Origin of the sequence: Porphyromonas sp. HMSC077F02 (genome assembly GCF_001815465.1) — a bacterium.
In the GTDB taxonomy this organism is placed as follows: domain Bacteria; phylum Bacteroidota; class Bacteroidia; order Bacteroidales; family Porphyromonadaceae; genus Porphyromonas_A; species Porphyromonas_A somerae.
This window is the reverse complement of record NZ_KV820676.1, coordinates 75,429-90,136: the sequence shown is the minus strand read 5'-3', so window position 1 is coordinate 90,136 and position 14,708 is coordinate 75,429. Positions and strand designations below refer to the sequence as shown.

The window sequence follows — 14,708 nt, the reverse complement described above, 5'->3', positions numbered from 1 at the left end:
AGTCACCCTCATCACCCAGAATATCGGATGAGGCGAAAAGAAGAGACCTACGATAGGCTTCTCTGAGGCATAAAACCCGTAGCCTAATCGTAGTTATTACGGAATGTGGCAATAAGTTATTATATTTACAGAAATGTGAAATCCAATAACTAGAAAACTATAATCAAATCAATATATGAGTACACTTGACTTCGCATTGCGCCTATTAGCTGCCATCGGTGCGGGCTTTATCATCGGTTTTGAACGTGAATGGAGGAGCAAGTCAGCGGGATTACGAACCATCACCTTGGTAACCATCGGTGCATCTCTCTATGTGCTTCTCTCCATCATGATTACAGATGCCAAAGGAGGCGACGTATCACGAATTATCGGACAAGTAGTCACAGGTATCGGCTTCCTTGGAGGTGGTATTATCTTTAAGGAAGGGGTGAGTGTGCGTGGACTCACTACGGCGGCTACCGTATGGTGTAGCTCCGCTATAGGTGCGCTAGCTGCGGGTGGCTTCTTTTACGAAACACTATTAGGCACCCTTGCCATCTTGGCAGTCAATATCATCCTTGTCCCTATGAATGACTTCATCCATTCACTGAGCCGGAAGTACGAAACCAAATCACACAGTAGCTACGAAGACGATTAATGTGGCTTTGGCAGAGGTGCATACCATGGCTAGAATCCACGCTGCAGACAAAACAGGAGAAATATTTCCCAGTATTTATATTTTTTGGTACCTTTGCAGTCGCAACTGCCTTAGCGAAGGCCTAGCCGAGTGCTAGAGCGTTGCAAGTGTTTAACTATTATATATTGAGTAGAGTTATGTACTTGAATTCGGAAAAGAAGCAAGAGATCTTCGAGAAGTACGGGAAGTCCAACACTGATACTGGATCCGCTGAGAGCCAGATAGCATTGTTCTCATACCGTATCTCGCATTTGACTGAGCACATGAAGTCAAATAAAAAGGATCATAACACCTCCCGTGCACTCAAGATGTTGGTTGGTAAGCGTCGTCGCTTACTTGACTACCTAATGGAGAAGGACATTGAGAGGTATCGTGCTATCATTAAGGAGCTAGGCATCCGCCGTTAATAGTAGCGACACAAGATATTTCGGCAGTAATTTCGCCCATAGTTTTGTGGATTGAGAAATTATTGGTATCTTTGCCAACGCAAAGTTAACGAAGTGTCTTTGTAGAGACTAAAGCGGATTTTGCTTTTAGCTGGCCCATTCGTCTATCGGCTAGGACGCCAGATTCTCATTCTGGAAAGAGGAGTTCGATTCTCCTATGGGCTACAAGTTTTATAATTTTGAAGTAAGTAACTAAGAGATATGGCAAATCATAAGTCTGCGCTTAAAAGAGTAAGACAAAGCAGTACTAGGCGTGTTAGAAACCGTTATTACGGCAAGACAATGCGTAATGCTGTTCGTGACTTCCGCGCACTTACCGATGCTAGTGAGGCACAGAGCAAGTTGCCAGAGCTGAATTCGATTATTGATCGTCTAGCATCAAAGGGTAGAATTCACAAGAACAAAGCAGCGAACCTCAAGAGCTCTCTTGCACAGCATGTTAATACCCTAGCTGTCTAAACGCAGTAGAGTAAAGATTGAGGGCTAACTATAAGTAGCAAAATATTTTTAGGTTTGGCCCATTCGTCTATCGGCTAGGACATCAGATTTTCATTCTGGAAAGAGGGGTTCGATTCCCCTATGGGCTACAAGAATACATCAATTGGATACATCCATTGACTAAGAACTCTTTTAATAGGATCTCTAACGAGGTCCTATTTTTTTGTACTAATACTCCAAGGTAAGATAGGTTTTGAGGTGGTCAATGGGATTGGCAGATGGGAGGCGATTCCAGAAGTCGCCAAGGAGGGCGACACCTCCGAAGGGGATGCCGTGGAGTAGTGGCAACCTATCTAGTGCGATACCTCCAAGGGCAATCACCTTATCATCAATAATAGAGGAAGCACGTAACTGATCAAGCGAGAATTGGGCAGGATAATTGGGCTTGGAGATACTATTGAATATAGGACTTAGAAAGAGATAGTCCATCTGCTCGTGGTACCGCTCCACCTCCTCTAGTGAGTGGCAAGAGATGGAGGCAGAGAGTCCAATTGGTCGTTGAGTGAATGGATGGCGTCGGTTGAAGTGTAACCCCGCCACTGGATATTCCTTAGCGAGCTGATGGTGATCATGCAATACTATTTTAGCTAAGTCTTCGGAAGAAAAACAATCCAAAAAGGCTCTGGTCTCCTCTATCGACCAATGGGGTCTTCTGAGATGACAACGATAAAGTCCCACTTCAAGGGCTTCCGTGATGATCTCCACCTCGCTTTCACAGGGCACTTCTGGGGTAATAAGGATCACTTTCATAGTCAATAAAAGAGGTGTGCCAGACCTAAATGGAGACTGTTGCACGAAGGCGATCTGCTGCGTTACTTTCGGGATTCGGGCTCGGTCACGTACGTGAGTACGCTCCCAGCACCCTCACCCTCAGCGCCTTGCATCTCATCCTTCGTGCAAAGTCTCAGCACATTTGAAGCAAATGTGCGAGAATGGCACTTCGTGCAACATTCTCAAAGGGCTAGCACACCTCATAGAAAAGAGTGATTACTTCAATTGGTCAATGATTAGATTGGCTACTTTCTTACCGCTCATCAGCATACCTCCAAAGATAGGGCCCATACGTGGGGTACCATAAACAGCAGAAGAGGCCATACCGCAGACATAGAGGCCTGGGTAGATCTCTTTAGTCCCTTCGACTACCATCTTCTCGCCAGTTATCACGTCAAGTGATTGCTCACCTACCACACCACCAGTGCTGGTATTGAGAGTAGCTCCGTTCTTCTTAGCCACTACCCGACAGATCTCGCTATCATGGCCAGTGCCATCGATCACATACTTGGCCATAATATTGAGAGGGTCAACGTGCATCCCTTCACGCAGTACGGGTGTCCAATTAACCACAACGCCACTGACTCTATTCTCCTTATACACCACATCCTCCACACTATAGCAATTGAATATGCGTGCACCGGCATGTACTGCATTGTACAGAAGTGCCGCAGTGCTCTCTACAGAGTCCATGGTATAGAGTTTATCTTGGTATGGCTCATAATTGATGCCCATCTCCTTAATGATCTCAAGGGCTTCCTCTTGGATCACAATTTCATTGAACATCATTGCCCCACCCCACATACCACCACCAGGGGAGAGCTTGCGGTCAAATTGTGCTACCTTAAGCCCGGCCTTTGCCAGATAGTAAGCAGCGACAATGCCAGATGGACCTCCGCCAACAATGGCAACATCAAGGTCCAAACAATCATTTAACTTCTCGAAATAACGGGTGATAATCCCTTGAGATACTAGTTTCTCCATTTTTGTTTGTTATTTATTTTGGTTACACGCTTCATCAAGTGTTTGACTGATCCTCATAGCACAGAAATTTGGGCCGCACATAGTGCAGAAGTTCTTGTCCGTAGGATTGCTCTTTCTATAATACTCCTCGGCACGCTCTGGGTCTAGCGAAAGGTTGAATTGATCCTTCCATCTAAACTCATAGCGAGCAAGACTCAGTGCATTATCACGTATGGGAGCTGCAGGATGCCTCTTGGCGAGGTCGGCCGCATGGGCAGCAATCTTATAGGTGACCACACCTGTGCGAACATCATCCTTATCGGGCAGACCGAGGTGCTCCATCGGGGTAACGTAGCAGAGCATTGCGGTGCCATACCAACCTATCATCGCTGCTCCAATAGCACTGGTAATATGGTCGTAAGCAGGTGCAATGTCGGTGACTAATGGGCCGAGTGTATAGAATGGCGCTCCGTGGCACTTTTCAATCTGCCGAGTCATATTCGCCTCAATCTTGTGCATAGGCACGTGACCAGGACCTTCGATAAACACCTGCACATCCTTTGCCCAAGCTCTCTCTACCAGTTCGCCCATGGTATCCAACTCTGCAAATTGTGCTGCATCATTGGCATCGTAGGTAGAACCAGGTCGCAACCCGTCACCGAGGGAAAGTGCCACATCGTACTGGCGACAGATATCGCAAATATCATCAAAGTGACTGTAAAGGAAACTCTCCTCTTGATGCACTTTGCACCACTTAGAGATGATACTACCTCCACGACTTACGATGCCTGTAAGGCGTGAATCGGCGAGATTGATATTCTTAAGTCTGATACCGCAGTGGATGGTGAAGTAATCAACTCCTTGCTCACACTGCTCTATCAAAGTCTCCTTGAACACCTCCCAAGAGAGGTCTTCCGCCTTTCCATTCACCTTTTCAAAAGCTTGGTACATAGGTACCGTGCCGACGGGAACTGGGCTATTCCTTAGGATCCATTCACGTGTCTCTGTGATATTCTTACCGGTAGACAAGTCCATAATGGTATCGGCACCCCACTTACAAGCCCATATTGCCTTCTCCACCTCCTTCTCCATATCAGAAGCCATAGGAGAGTTACCGATATTGGCATTGATCTTAACGAGAAAGTTGGTACCAATAATCATTGGTTCCGCCTCGGGGTGCTTGTGATTAGCGGGGATCACCGCCCGTCCACTTGCCACCTCAGAGCGAACAAATTCGGGCGTGATATGGCTCTCAATGCCTACCTCTTGGCACTTCATATTCTCCCGAATCGCCACATACTCCATCTCGGGAGTGATGATATTATTCTTGGCGTAATAGAGCTGCGTCTTATCTCGCTTCATACTCCACTGCTCTCGAAGCCGTGGCAGACCCTTCTCTAGATCAATAGCTATTTCGGGATCACTGTACGCCCCACTGGTATCATAGAGCACAACCGCTGGATTTTCACGCTTCGTACCATCCTTCGCCACTGTGGGCAACTGCTTTACCTCTCTCATCCCTACTCGTATCTCTGGGAATAGCTCACCAGGGACATATATTTTACTAGAGTTGGGATAGGTAATCTTTAGATTCTGTTTCATTGAGCTTGTATTATATTGATTAATTCCTCTGTCATCTCTTCAGGGTTATCGGCCTGTAATATAGTGCCACTGATGGCAATACCAGAGGCACCCGCCTGCATTAGGGCAGGGATATCCTCCTTCTCTATGCCACCGATAGCGACGACGGGTAGATGGATATCTGCCTCTCTCATCTGTTCGAAAAGCTTTTGATACCCCCCTAGCCCTAGTGTGGGAGCAAGGTTTTTCTTCGTTGTGGTAAAGCGATAGGGTCCACAGCCGATATAATTGGCACCACTCTTATAATGGAGTAAAACGTCCTCAAAAGTATTAGCGGTACCCCCAATAATCGCCTTCGGACCTAGTATCCTACGTGCCTCTACGATAGGCATATCTTTGAGACCAAGGTGCACCCCATCTGCCCCTAACTCCTGCACCAGATCTACATGGTCATCGATAATAAAAGTAGCAGAGAATCTAGTACATAGACCTCTTACCACCCTTCCTACGGAAAGCAGCTCCTCACGGCTCGCCTCCTTCATTCGCAACTGAATCCAGCGACACCCTCCTTGCAGTGCTAGATACGCTCCCTCTACATAAGAGTAATGCCCTGTTTCGGCCGTGATAAATTGTAGACCCTTCATTGCTTAATACTTCTTTGAGGTTGGAAAAAGTGATCCACTGGGCCATGGCCTTTGCCAATAGCAACCCTCTTGCCAGAACTAAGTGCCTCGGAGAGATACTCCTTGCCCTGCTCAATGGCCTTTTCGAGTGAAAGTCCACGAGCAATATAGGCGGTAATAGCGGCAGAAAGTGTACACCCAGTACCGTGCGTATTCACCGTTTCAATCCTCTCCTTACTAAAGGTACTGACACCTTTATCGGTAAATAGGTAGTCCGTAGCTTCGGTATCGGCAGTATGTCCACCCTTGATCAAAACAGCTTTAGTACCTAGTGCCAGGAGATATTGCCCTGCCTCATAAAGAGCCGATTGGGAATTTATCTTCACGCCAGACAATACCTCCGCTTCCATCAGATTTGGAGTGATGAGCGTTGACAATGGGAGCAACCTTTGCTTTAGTACCTCCTCCGCTTTCTCACTCAGGAGACGATCGCCACTTGTGGCAACCATTACGGGATCCACCACTAGCGGAATATCCACTTGCTCAAGAGCAGTAGCAACCGCCTCAATAATAGAGGTATCAAATAGCATCCCCGTCTTCATGGCTAGGGGTGGAATATCTTCCAAAACTGCTTGAAGTTGCAGAGACACCATCTCCTCCGATATCGGTTGTACCCCCAATACCCCTTGAGTATTCTGGGCAGTCACCGCGGTAAGTACCGACATAGCATAGCACCCGAGTGCCGACATCGTCTTAAGGTCAGCCTGAATGCCTGCCCCTCCCGAGCTATCGGAGCCAGCAATCGTAAGCGTTGGTATATACTTCATATTCATCTTACAAAAATAAAGTAACAGCCATAGAGTTGTCTCCTCGAAATGAGGTACACAACTCTATGGCTGTTACTCGTTAACTACGAGAGCCCCTACAGACTCTCTTACTCCCTACGGTAGCATTACCTACATCAGGTTCTACGGGTATAATCTCAGCTCACAAAGCAGTTGTGGCACCCCTTCGCTGATCCTCTCTCCAGCTAATTCACTATTTCCACTTACAAACCTAGTCTATTTATTTGTAACTACCAAATATCATCCATTCGCACAACGATATCAAAAGGGGTGCATACGCTTGTATGCACCCCTTTATTTGTCACAAAGCCGGTCGCTTATAGGATCTTTTCAATAGACTGCTTCAAAGAGTCCTTGCTTTGGGCACCTACCTTACGGTCAACTACCTCGCCATCCTTAACAAAAAGGATTGTAGGGATATTGCGAACTCCAAACTGAGCTACCACGTCGTTATTCTCATCCACATTCATCTTACCGATACGTACCTTATCACCGTACTCCTCAGCAAGCTCATCAATAATAGGTGAAACCATACGACATGGACCACACCAAGGTGCCCAGAAGTCAATCACCATTGCACCACCTTTAGCTACCTCCTCTTGGAAGTTAGCATCTGTAAAAGTTAAAGCCATAATACTTATCTCTATAAAATTTATACTGTTTATATTCTCTCTTCTACTATATTCAACACATCACTCGCCTAGATAGTTCATTTCAATTCGAAACTAACCCCACTCTCTTCATAAAGAGCCAGTTTGTCTAGTAGCTCAGTAGAGACTGATACTCCTGAGAGCTGCGACGACTCTAGATTGACATAAACATCTTGAGTGCTATCAAAGATATAAAAACCTATGGACATAGGTCCCTTTGTCTCTCTACAATTATTCAGCGGAGGCATAATATCCTCATAAAACTGCTCAGTAATAGCCCATGTGGGGATAGTAATCTGCAGATCGCTCAGTAGTGAATCAGCCACCTCCTCCAGTAGGTGTATGCTATTGATCTTAAGGAAAGCACGGTCACCCGAGTAGCCCATCTCTGCCTCAGCACGCACCAAAATAAATAGTCCCTCACGGCCATACATAGAGTACTTAAGGTAGGAGTCACCAAAGAGAGCCAGCTCCCCTTCACCATTGTAGTCTTGTATCTTAATGAAGCCCGCCTTGGTATTCTTCTTGGTCATCATCTCACGGAACCCAGTCACAATGCCACCGAAGATCAGCTCCTTCCCCACATAATCCATCACGTCTCGTAGTTCTGACACTCCAATATTGCACTTATACTTCAGTGGAAGTGCATACTGGTCTAGTGGCGAGGCTGTGAGATAAAAGCCCAATAATTCCTTCTCCTTATTCAGGCGGTCCATATCATTCCACTGAGGAGCATGCTCCGAGAGCGTTGGCTTCGCCATCTCCTGAAAGAGGTCATCACCAAAGAGAGAGCCCATTGAGTGTGCCTTCTCCTCCTGAGTTCTATTGCCATAGTTGATCAACTTATCCAAGAAGGTCTCCTCTTTATTGCCCTCCATTTGATAGTAATCCTCACGAGTGAAGGTCTCGAAAGAGTCAAATGCGCCACTCAGCACTAATGCTTCAGAGACCTTCTTAGTGGTCGCTTTTCCTTCGACCCGAGCGAAAAAGTCATAGACATCGGCAAAAAGTCCATTCTCGCGCCGTTCCTCAATAATCTCACGAGCTGCCGAACTACTAAAGCCTTTAATAGCACCCAATCCAAAGCGGATATGCCCAGCCTTATTCACCGAAAAGGCGAAGTTGGATTCGTTTACATCAGGATTGAAGACCTCTATTCCCATCTTCTTACTCTCATCGATATACTTCGTAATCTCCGTGATGTTATTGAGGTTTCGGCTCATCACACCTGCCATAAACTCAGCAGGATAATTAGCCTTGAGATAAGCCGTTTGATACGCCACCCAAGCATAGCAAGCAGCGTGGCTCTTATTGAAGGCATACGAAGCAAACTTGAGCCAGTCGCCCCAAATCTTCTCTAGTATCTCCGCAGGGTGACCATTCTTCTGACCTCCCTCCATAAATAGCTCCTTGAGAGAAGCCATCTGGTCGATTAGCTTCTTACCCATCGCCTTACGGAGAGAGTCCGACTGCCCTCTCGTAAAGTTGGCAATCTTACGGGAAAGTAGCATCACCTGCTCCTGATATACGGTGATACCATACGTCTCCTCAAGATACTCCTCCATCACAGAGAGGTCGTAAGTAATTGGTTCCCTACCATGCTTACGGGCAATAAAAGAAGGAATATTATCCATAGGTCCTGGTCGATAGAGTGCCACCATCGCAATCAAGTCCTCAAACTTGGTAGGCTTCAGTTGCATCAGCGACTTCTGCATACCAGGAGACTCAAATTGGAATACAGCCGAAGTCTTTCCAGCACTAAAGAGCTCATAAGTCTTGGCATCATCCAGAGGGATCTTTGAAATATCCAGGTCAATCCCGTGGCGAAGCTTGATATTATTGAGCGTCTCACGAATAATGGAGAGCGTCTTAAGACCCAAAAAGTCCATCTTGATCAAGCCGGTTGACTCAATCACACTCCCCTCGTATTGAGTTACCAAAATATCCTCACCAGTATCCTTATCAGTGGTCACAAAGGTCGGAACGACGTCCGAGATATCTGTCTGACCGATAATAATACCACAAGCATGCACACCAGTATTACGCACCGTTCCCTCTAGTTGCCGTGCATACTCTATCACATCATGTTTGAGAGGATCCCCTTCGTAATAGGCATCCCTAAACTCTGGTATCTGCTTTAGCGTATTATTGATATTGACCTTTCCTCCCTCAGGCATACGGTCAGGGATCATCTTTGCCAGAGCATTGGTCTCCGAAAGGGGCAATCCTAGTACACGACCAAGGTCTTTAATGGCCATCTTAGCTGCCATCGTACCATAGGTAACGATATGTGCCACACGCTCCTTACCATAGTGCTCCGTCACCCACCTTAGGATATCTTGCCGACCATCATCATCGAAGTCGATATCAATATCAGGCAAAGAGATACGGTCGGGATTTAAGAAACGCTCAAAAAGCAGATCATACTTCAGTGGATCCAAGTCGGTAATCCGCAGACAATAGGATACCAATGAGCCAGCGGCAGAACCTCTACCTGGTCCAACAGCCACGCCCAGTTTGCGAGCTTCGGCAATGAAGTCTTGCACAATCAAGAAGTAGCCAGGGAAACCCATGTTCTTAATGGTAGAAAGCTCAAAGTCTAGTCGCTCCGTTACCTCAGCACTCAGCTCCTCGCCAAACCTTTTATGGGCACCTTCATAGGCTAGATGGCGAAGGTAGTCATCATCATTCTCAAACTCAGCTGGGATCTCAAAGTGTGGCATCAGAGGTTTATTCTCAATAGAATAGGTCTCCACCTTATCAAAGATCTCCATAGTATTGGCTATCGCCTCGGGGATATCGGCAAATAGCTCCACCATCTGCTCCGTACTCTTGAGCCACTCCTGCTTAGTATAGGTCAGACGGTTAGGATCCTCGTAGTTCTTTGCCATGCTCACGCAAATCAGCCTATCGTGCGCCTCTCCATCCTCCTCTCGTACAAAGTGGACATCATTAGTGGCTACCAGCTTTACACCCGTCTCCTTAGAGAGCTGCATCAACACCTCGTTCACCTTCACTTGATGAGCATAGGTCTCCTGATTTCCCCTTGGCTTATCGGTCTTGTGTCGCTGCAACTCCAGATAATAGTCCTCCCCAAAGACCTCCTTATGCCATAGCACCGCCTGCTTAGCCTCTTCCAGCCGACCATTCATGATCAGCTGCGGAATCTCTCCACCGAGACAAGCACTCAGCACAATCAATCCCTCATGATACTCCTCCAGCAGCTCCTTATCAATCCTAGGACGACCATAAAAGCCTTCAGACGAAGACCTTGAAACCATCTTAATGAGGTTCTTGTACCCCTGCATATTCTTCGCCAAAACAATCAGGTGATAGCCACTCAAGTCCTGCTTTCCCTTCTTGCTCAGGCGTCCGTTCCTCGCCACATAGCACTCACAGCCAATGATCGGCTTAAAGTTCCAATCCTCCCACCCCTTTATCTCCTCAAGGATCTTAGGTTTATCCTCCTCCGAAGCCCCTTCGAGCTTTTTCGTAAGGTCCTTGATCTTTTTCTTCTTCATCGATTTAGGGGCGTCCCAAAAGGACTTAATCCCCAGCATCACCCCGTGATCTGTAAGGGCTAGCCCTGGCTGACCATTCTTCTTTGCCTGTTCCAGCAACCCCTCTATTGACGACTGTCCATCCAGTACAGAGTAGTAAGAGTGGACATGTAAGTGTACAAAGTTCTGCATCTATATTACCTCCCCTTCAATTCATCATACTTAGCGAAAAACTGCTCTTCGCTCATCATCTCAATTCCTAGCTTCTCAGCCTTCTCCCTCTTACTTGGCCCCATATTCTCCCCTGCGATCACCAGCGACGTCTTTCCGCTGATACTCGATACATTCTTCCCTCCATTAGCCACAATCAGCTCCTTGAGTTCGTCACGTGTAATGGTATGGAAAATGCCGCTCACCACAATGCTCATCCCCTCTAGTAGCGAACCTTTTGGCTTAGGAGCAGTGGCTTCCGTAAACCGCAATTGTAGCCCCACCCTCTCCAGTCGATCCAAAGTCTCCACATTGTGGCTTTCCACAAAATACCTCAGGATATTCTCCGCAATCACTGGACCAATATCCTCTAGCTCCAAAAGCTCCTCACGGCTTGCCGACCGCAGAGCCTCCAGTGACCGAAAGTGATCGGCCAGTTGTGCTGCCACCGTACTCCCTACCTGACGAATGCCAAGGCCGAAAAGCACCCGATCAAAGGGGGTCGCCTTAGAGGCTTCAATACTCTTGAGTAGATTGATCGCCTTTTGCTCCTTAAAGCTAGGCAACCTCAGAAGCTCCCCCTCAGTAAGGTCATACAAATCTGCCACACTCCTCACCCCCAGCAAAGTGCAAAGCAAATGAATGGTCTTAGGACCGATATTGATATCCATCGCCTTACGACTACAGAAATGCTCTATCTTACCCTCGATCTGAGCCGGACAGCCCCACTCATTGGGGCAAAAGGTAGCACTCAACCCCTCCTCACGCTCTAGTGGAGTTCCGCAATCCGGACAAACCTTCGGCATCGTCACCGCAGCACCCGTCTTCTCATCCCTAAGGTCGTACCTCACCGAGGTGATTTTCGGGATAATCTCACCCCCCTTCTCCACCATCACCAAGTCCCCAATGTGCAGATCCAGCTCACTGATGATATCAGCATTATGGAGCGTAGCCCTCGAGACCGTCGTTCCAGAGAGCTCTATCGGCTCCAGATTCGCCACAGGCGTCATCACCCCCGTCCGTGCCACCTGATAGCTCACCGACTCTAGTCGCGTCAACGCCTTCTCTGCCGAAAACTTATAGGCCATCGCCCAGCGGGGCGACTTCGCCGTGGTGCCCAAAAGAGCGTGCAGCGCATAGCTATCCACCTTCACCACTACCCCATCAGTTGCCACTGGGAGTTGATGCCTATGGGTGTCCCAATAGTCCAGATAAGCCTTCAGACCTTCTAGCGAATCGCATACCTGGCTATGCTCATCCACAGGGAGCCCCAGCTTCCTCATCAGCGCCAAGCGGTCGTGATGCAGGTCTGGCAACCACTGCTCATCATCACTCAGTAGGTAATAAAAGAAAGCGGTCGGCCGACGACTACGGATCACCGCCTCCACATGCTCCTTCGTCTTAATGGTTCCCGCCACCGCATTTCGAGGGTTAGCAAATGGAGGAAGCTCCTCCTCTTCACGCTCCTTATTGATTCTCTGAAATTCCGCCCAAGGGAGTAAGATCTCTCCACGCACCTCTACATAGGTAGGTAGATGATCGCCCGCAAGCCTTTTCGGCACACACTCCATCGCTTGAATAGCCCTCGTCACATCTTCACCTACTGTGCCATCACCACGGGTCAGAGCCCGCTTCAAGAGCCCCTCTTCATATATAATAGAGATAGAGGTACCATCGAACTTCAGCTCCGCTACCAAGTCGGCATCCTTCCCCGCCAATTGATGAACCCGTCGGTAGAAGTCCAGCGTATCCTCCCACGAGTAACTATTGGCAAGCGAAAGCATCGGGTAGCGATGCTTAAACGTAGATCCTTCAGACTGGCTCACCCTCCCCAGTTTACCCTCCTTCCAAAACTCACTGCCCACTCGCTGTGTGGGCGAATCGGGAGTCACCAGGTCGGGATATTGCTCCTCCAGCGTCTCGAGTTCCTTCATCAAGTGGTCAAACTCCTGGTCACTAATGGTAGGGGCATTAAGTACATAGTACTCCTGCTCATACCGCTCCAGAAGCTTTCGAAGCTCCGCTATCCGATCATAATCTGCCTGAAATAAATCCATAGATGCTTATGTAGAGGGATCTGAGATATTTATGGGTTTTCTTTACTTCACTAGATACTCCGCAGTGACCGTGATGCTCACCGTTTTCTCCTTGCTAGAGGTATTGAAGTTACCACCCCACGAATAATCCTCATTAGAGTGCTTACCTATTATCTGGAAAGTACCTAGGCTCGCTTTCCGTAGCCCTCCCAGGCGTGCCTTGCTCTCATCGGCAATCTGCTTTGCCCTCATACGAGCATCCTCAGAGGCGGCCGCCACCATCTGTAGCTTCAGGTCAGCCAGCTTAGTGTAGTAATAACGAGGATCCTCAGAGTTGGCAGTCACATCCTGGGCAATCAGCTCACCCACCTCACGCACCACATTCTCTATCTCATCCACTCTCTGACTGGTCACCGTTGCAGTTTGCTGTACAATAAAGCCATTCTTAATCTCAATATATCGCTCCTGCTTAGGATCGTAGTAGCCAGTGATATCCTCCCGATAAGAGACGGGTCCAAAGACCACCTCACTCTCCTGCACCTTACGAGTGGTGAGAAAGTTAGCAAGTATCTTTTGCTGACGCTCCACATCCTTCAGCCCCTCCAATGGAGTAGACGAATGGCTCTGGATCGTCACATTCCACACCACCAAGTCACTGACAAAGTCTTGCTCTGCCCCACCCTTCACACTGAGTGTCTTAGGCCCATCATTACGATGCACAAGAGCATGTCCTCCAATCGCTACAGCCACGATAATCGCCACTGCTATAGCCAACGTCCCGATCAATTTTGCCTTTCCCTGTTCCATACGTTCCAACTCTAAATAAATGGTTATTGGATAGAATTACCTTTCGTGCAAGATACCAAAAACTACCGCCACCACAAAGCCCCCACCATTTTTTCTACGAAAAAAAAATGGGGCACTCAATAAAATAGACTCCTACTCACCCTGAAGGGTATCACTGAAGCGAGAGGCGGGGAAAGCACAGCTCACTCTAGTGGGCAGTGAAGGAGAGGTGGCGATGGATCTTCTCACCCAGCAACTTCTATCCGACACGCAACCAACCCTCGAAGAAATTGTGACGAAAACAGCTAGGGTTACCAGCTATTCGCCTGCACAAGTTGACACTCTGCATCAGCTAACGCAGTGGATGCCCTTTGCGTCACGTAGGGAGGACCTTCCTTTTATCAAAGTGTCGGTAGACGATCCCCAGTCCACCACTCTTTACTTCTCCGGCAAAAGCGGTCGGCTACTACAGACTACCAACAGTAGCAATCGCTGGGCCTCCTACATTAGTACTATTCCCCTTTGGATTTACTTCTGGCAACTTCGTCAGCATGAAGAGCTTTGGCGCAACCTTTTTGTAGTACTCAGTATCATCGGTTGTGTGATGATCCTTTCAGGACTAATTGTAGGGGTAGTCTGGACGGTCAAGAGTCGTCGTTCCTCCAAACGCAGCTGGTCGCCCTTCACACTCAAGTCGGGAGCCTGGCTCTATTGGCCCATATTGCGGGACTACTCTTTGGGCTAATTGTACTCTCCTGGATATTTAGTGGGTGGATGACGGTACGACGATTGCCAAAATGGATTGCTGGTCCTAACCCTAGAAGCGAACTCTTTGCCCTAGCCGATAGCAGTGAGATTGCCCCAGATGAGACTGTTGCACATTCGAGTTTAGGCGTTTTGGATTGACTTTTTGCTGATTTTTGTCTTACCTAGCTTGAGAAACTGCCTTGTTTTTTAATTATTCTCCTCTGTAAATGCTCCAATTATGAGCTTTTACAGAGGGTTTCTAGTACTTATCTCATAACAAGTGCTCCACTTATAGAGGCTTCTTCATTTTCCAATATTTTATTGAGGTATAAATGGGGAGCTCTTTTGATGTTGTAGCAAATAGCTTCAAGTATAT

The 14,708-nt window shown here is 47.7% G+C and carries 13 protein-coding genes, 2 tRNA genes and 1 riboswitch; of the genes, 6 read left to right on the top strand and 9 right to left on the bottom strand.

The window, feature by feature from the left end; genetic code table 11:
- Positions 1–175: 175 nt before the first annotated feature.
- The 5 genes from HMPREF3027_RS06705 (at position 176) to HMPREF3027_RS06685 (ending at position 1,709) form a co-directional block, all read left to right on the top strand.
- Complete coding sequence (locus HMPREF3027_RS06705) at positions 176–637, top strand: MgtC/SapB family protein (RefSeq protein WP_070707737.1); 462 nt, start codon at positions 176–178, stop codon at positions 635–637.
- Between the two features lie 176 nt (positions 638–813).
- The gene (rpsO, locus tag HMPREF3027_RS06700) at positions 814–1,083 is read left to right on the top strand and encodes a 30S ribosomal protein S15 (RefSeq protein ID WP_018028866.1); all 270 of its coding nucleotides are present in this window, start codon (positions 814–816) and stop codon (positions 1,081–1,083) included.
- Positions 1,084–1,215: 132 nt separating this feature from the next.
- Positions 1,216–1,287 (top strand) — tRNA-Glu (locus HMPREF3027_RS06695).
- Positions 1,288–1,323: 36 nt separating this feature from the next.
- Positions 1,324–1,581 (top strand): 30S ribosomal protein S20, encoded by a 258-nt coding sequence (gene rpsT / locus HMPREF3027_RS06690; RefSeq protein ID WP_021903612.1) that lies wholly within the window; start codon positions 1,324–1,326, stop codon positions 1,579–1,581.
- 56 nt (positions 1,582–1,637) lie between these two features.
- Positions 1,638–1,709 (top strand) — tRNA-Glu (locus HMPREF3027_RS06685).
- A gap of 79 nt (positions 1,710–1,788) precedes the next feature.
- On the opposite strand, the gene HMPREF3027_RS06680 is transcribed toward HMPREF3027_RS06685, so the two are convergent.
- From HMPREF3027_RS06680 to HMPREF3027_RS06640, 9 genes are all read right to left on the bottom strand, one after another.
- Positions 1,789–2,370, bottom strand: a complete 582-nt coding sequence (locus tag HMPREF3027_RS06680) for a thiamine phosphate synthase (protein WP_070707736.1) — start codon at positions 2,368–2,370, stop codon at positions 1,789–1,791.
- A gap of 237 nt (positions 2,371–2,607) precedes the next feature.
- Positions 2,608–3,375 carry a sulfide-dependent adenosine diphosphate thiazole synthase gene (locus HMPREF3027_RS06675; RefSeq protein ID WP_021903614.1) on the bottom strand — a complete coding sequence of 256 codons (768 nt, stop codon included), beginning with the start codon at positions 3,373–3,375 and terminating at the stop codon, positions 2,608–2,610.
- Positions 3,376–3,384: 9 nt separating this feature from the next.
- Positions 3,385–4,956 (bottom strand): phosphomethylpyrimidine synthase ThiC, encoded by a 1,572-nt coding sequence (gene thiC / locus HMPREF3027_RS06670; RefSeq protein WP_070707735.1) that lies wholly within the window; start codon positions 4,954–4,956, stop codon positions 3,385–3,387.
- Complete coding sequence (locus HMPREF3027_RS06665) at positions 4,953–5,579, bottom strand: thiamine phosphate synthase (RefSeq protein WP_070707734.1); 627 nt, start codon at positions 5,577–5,579, stop codon at positions 4,953–4,955. Before HMPREF3027_RS06665 ends, thiC begins: the two co-directional genes overlap by 4 nt.
- On the bottom strand, positions 5,576–6,385 hold the full coding sequence (thiD, locus tag HMPREF3027_RS06660) for a bifunctional hydroxymethylpyrimidine kinase/phosphomethylpyrimidine kinase (RefSeq protein WP_070707744.1): 810 nt from the start codon (positions 6,383–6,385) through the stop codon (positions 5,576–5,578). Before thiD ends, HMPREF3027_RS06665 begins: the two co-directional genes overlap by 4 nt.
- Positions 6,386–6,479: 94 nt before the next feature.
- Positions 6,480–6,579, bottom strand: a riboswitch (TPP riboswitch).
- Positions 6,580–6,720: 141 nt separating this feature from the next.
- The gene (gene trxA, locus HMPREF3027_RS06655) at positions 6,721–7,035 is read right to left on the bottom strand and encodes a thioredoxin (RefSeq protein WP_021903750.1); all 315 of its coding nucleotides are present in this window, start codon (positions 7,033–7,035) and stop codon (positions 6,721–6,723) included.
- A 77-nt stretch (positions 7,036–7,112) separates the two neighbouring features.
- Entirely contained in the window at positions 7,113–10,745 is a 3,633-nt protein-coding gene (dnaE, locus tag HMPREF3027_RS06650) for a DNA polymerase III subunit alpha (RefSeq protein WP_070707733.1), read from the bottom strand.
- A 5-nt stretch (positions 10,746–10,750) separates the two neighbouring features.
- Positions 10,751–12,820 carry an NAD-dependent DNA ligase LigA gene (gene ligA / locus HMPREF3027_RS06645; RefSeq protein ID WP_070707732.1) on the bottom strand — a complete coding sequence of 690 codons (2,070 nt, stop codon included), beginning with the start codon at positions 12,818–12,820 and terminating at the stop codon, positions 10,751–10,753.
- A 42-nt stretch (positions 12,821–12,862) separates the two neighbouring features.
- Positions 12,863–13,606, bottom strand: a complete 744-nt coding sequence (locus HMPREF3027_RS06640) for an SIMPL domain-containing protein (protein ID WP_018027608.1) — start codon at positions 13,604–13,606, stop codon at positions 12,863–12,865.
- A gap of 190 nt (positions 13,607–13,796) precedes the next feature.
- Between HMPREF3027_RS06640 and HMPREF3027_RS06635 the strand changes: the two genes are divergently transcribed.
- Positions 13,797–14,330: a hypothetical protein gene (locus HMPREF3027_RS06635; RefSeq protein WP_141756244.1), complete on the top strand. Its 534-nt coding sequence runs from the start codon at positions 13,797–13,799 to the stop codon at positions 14,328–14,330.
- Positions 14,331–14,708: the final 378 nt, after the last annotated feature.

What these genes read in the sequence shown, in the direction of transcription:
- HMPREF3027_RS06705 (WP_070707737.1), top strand. Translation starts at nt 176, where the DNA reads ATGAGTACACTTGACTTCGCATTGCGCCTATTAGCTGCCATCGGTGCG.
- rpsO (WP_018028866.1), top strand. Translation starts at nt 814, where the DNA reads ATGTACTTGAATTCGGAAAAGAAGCAAGAGATCTTCGAGAAGTACGGG.
- rpsT (WP_021903612.1), top strand. Translation starts at nt 1,324, where the DNA reads ATGGCAAATCATAAGTCTGCGCTTAAAAGAGTAAGACAAAGCAGTACT.
- HMPREF3027_RS06680 (WP_070707736.1), bottom strand. Translation starts at nt 2,370, where the DNA reads ATGAAAGTGATCCTTATTACCCCAGAAGTGCCCTGTGAAAGCGAGGTG.
- HMPREF3027_RS06675 (WP_021903614.1), bottom strand. Translation starts at nt 3,375, where the DNA reads ATGGAGAAACTAGTATCTCAAGGGATTATCACCCGTTATTTCGAGAAG.
- thiC (WP_070707735.1), bottom strand. Translation starts at nt 4,956, where the DNA reads ATGAAACAGAATCTAAAGATTACCTATCCCAACTCTAGTAAAATATAT.
- HMPREF3027_RS06665 (WP_070707734.1), bottom strand. Translation starts at nt 5,579, where the DNA reads ATGAAGGGTCTACAATTTATCACGGCCGAAACAGGGCATTACTCTTAT.
- thiD (WP_070707744.1), bottom strand. Translation starts at nt 6,385, where the DNA reads ATGAAGTATATACCAACGCTTACGATTGCTGGCTCCGATAGCTCGGGA.
- trxA (WP_021903750.1), bottom strand. Translation starts at nt 7,035, where the DNA reads ATGGCTTTAACTTTTACAGATGCTAACTTCCAAGAGGAGGTAGCTAAA.
- dnaE (WP_070707733.1), bottom strand. Translation starts at nt 10,745, where the DNA reads ATGCAGAACTTTGTACACTTACATGTCCACTCTTACTACTCTGTACTG.
- ligA (WP_070707732.1), bottom strand. Translation starts at nt 12,820, where the DNA reads ATGGATTTATTTCAGGCAGATTATGATCGGATAGCGGAGCTTCGAAAG.
- HMPREF3027_RS06640 (WP_018027608.1), bottom strand. Translation starts at nt 13,606, where the DNA reads ATGGAACAGGGAAAGGCAAAATTGATCGGGACGTTGGCTATAGCAGTG.